Source organism: Okeania sp. SIO2B9 (genome assembly GCF_010672505.1).
GTDB classification, from domain to species: domain Bacteria; phylum Cyanobacteriota; class Cyanobacteriia; order Cyanobacteriales; family Microcoleaceae; genus Okeania; species Okeania hirsuta.
This window is the reverse complement of the sequence record NZ_JAAHGK010001306.1, coordinates 1-2,080: the sequence shown is the minus strand read 5'-3', so window position 1 is coordinate 2,080 and position 2,080 is coordinate 1. Positions and strand designations below refer to the sequence as shown.

At 39.8% G+C, this 2,080-nt stretch carries 2 protein-coding genes; both read right to left on the bottom strand.

The window, feature by feature from the left end; translation table 11 throughout:
• Positions 1 to 237: 237 nt before the first annotated feature.
• The gene (locus tag F6K13_RS30130; RefSeq protein WP_338043220.1) at positions 238 to 669 is read right to left on the bottom strand and encodes a response regulator transcription factor; all 432 of its coding nucleotides are present in this window, start codon (positions 667 to 669) and stop codon (positions 238 to 240) included.
• 219 nt (positions 670 to 888) lie between these two features.
• Positions 889 to 2,080 (bottom strand): gephyrin-like molybdotransferase Glp (gene glp / locus F6K13_RS30125; RefSeq protein WP_287289421.1); only part of this gene is annotated, 1,192 nt, incomplete at its 5' end.

Genomic DNA, 2,080 nt, shown 5'->3' with positions numbered 1-2,080 from the left:
AAATTTATTTATAAAATAAATAAATTACAGTCAAATTCACACCAAACCTGTTCTCAAAGCAACAACAGCTGCTTTAACTCGATCATCAACTGCTAGTTTATTCATAATACCTTTGATATCATGTCCGCTGGGGCGCGTTTGTGTAAAACCAAGAGTGAATATCTAGAGAAAATTTACGTTTTTTCAGCTTTTAAGCCTTCTTCCCTCTTCTTTCTTCCTTCTTCCTTACCTTCACGCTTACAATACCGATGCGACCGGACATGATATGACATGAGTTTTAATCGTATTCGGACTCAAAAAAAGGTCTTTAGCAATTTCAGTATTAGTCTTACCCTCTACCAACAATTTTAAAACATCTAATTCTCTAGATGACAAATTAGCTGAATTTTCTGGAAGCGATGGCAATATTGGTTGCAAATTTTGAATAACCATTCTCCCCACTTGTGGATCGAGATAAGTAGCACCATCTATAGCAGCAGTAATAGCAGATATCAACCTTTCTACACTTGCCCCCTTTACACAATAAGCATCTGCTCCACTGGATAATGCACCCATAACTTCTTGCTGACTATCGTCAGATGTGAGTACAACCACTCGTGTATCTGGGAGTTTTTCCTTAATTTGCTGAGTAGCTGCTATACCATCAAGCTCTGACATGGCAATATCCATAACCACTCAATCTGGTTTCTTTTCGACCGCCACTGCTACACCCAACTTACCATTGTCTGCTAAACCTACTATTTCAATATTGGCATAATTACCCAAAACTTGCTCTAACCCAAGTTCATCATTGGGTCATCATCCACAATTAAAATTCGTGTTTGCTCTTGTTGACTGATTGTTAATTGTTCCATAATTACCTTTTAATTTTCCTGATGTTGATGACTATCAACTTATTTTTAACACTTGTACTGACTCGCCTACCGCGATCGAAGTTTCATTCAATGGTATAACTGCTAAACCTGTACTACCCGCTAAATTAATTAAATTTCCAGAGCTGTGACTGCCTTGGGCAAGTTGAAATTCATGGCCATTTATTCCTAATTTTAGCTGACCCCATAGATAAGTTTCTCTTTTACCGTTGGAATGTAAATCTTGAAGCGATCGCGCTGTGACAAATTCTGGTCCCCATGCTGCTTCCTGGACTCCTGCCAATTTTTTCAGCGCTGGTTGTACAAACCGCCAAAAACTGACTAATGCTGAAACGGGGTTTCCTGGTAAACCGAAATATACACATTGAGTATCAGCAAATTTAGCAACAGTTAATGGTTTTCCTGGTTTAACTGCTACAGAATGAATCTGAATTTCTGCTCCTAACTCGGTGAGAATATCTTCTACATAATCATAGTCTCCTACTGATACTCCTCCGGTGGAAAGTAAAAAATCTGTACTTGTTATTGCTTCAGCTATGGTTTTTTTCAATATTTCTGGTTCATCTGGCACTATACCAAGTCGTATTACTTCTGCTCCTGTCTGTGCTACAGCTACTGCTAAGGCATATTGATTTGAGTCTACTAACTGACCTGGTTGTAGGGGTTGGTCTGGTGTGACTAATTCATTGCCTGTGGATAATATTCCGACTTTAGGTGGGCGATACACTGTTATTTCCGGACATTGAAGTGCTGCTAATACTGCTATTTCTGAAGCACCTAAGATAATTCCAGGCTGGAGTAAGGGAGTACCAGCGGTATAAAATGAACCACGATATCGTACAAATTCTTGGGGTCTTGGAGTTTTTTGGATAAGTACTTTGTTGCCTTGTCTTTGAGTCACTTCTTGCATGACTACTGTATCTGATCCTTTGGGCATACAAGCACCTGTAAAAATACGAGCTGTTTGTCCTGGTTGAATTTGCTGCTGGGGTTGATACCCGGCTGGAATTTCTTCTATAATTTCCAAGGCTATTGGATTTTCGGGACTCGAGTTTTTGACATCTGTAAATTTTACTGCATAGCCGTCCATTGCTGAATTATCCCAGTGGGGAAAATCAACCTTACTGGTGACTGGGGTGGCTAATATGCGCCCCGATGCGGTTAAGAGGTCTACTGTTTCTACATCCCTCTGGGTATTTAAGGGTTGA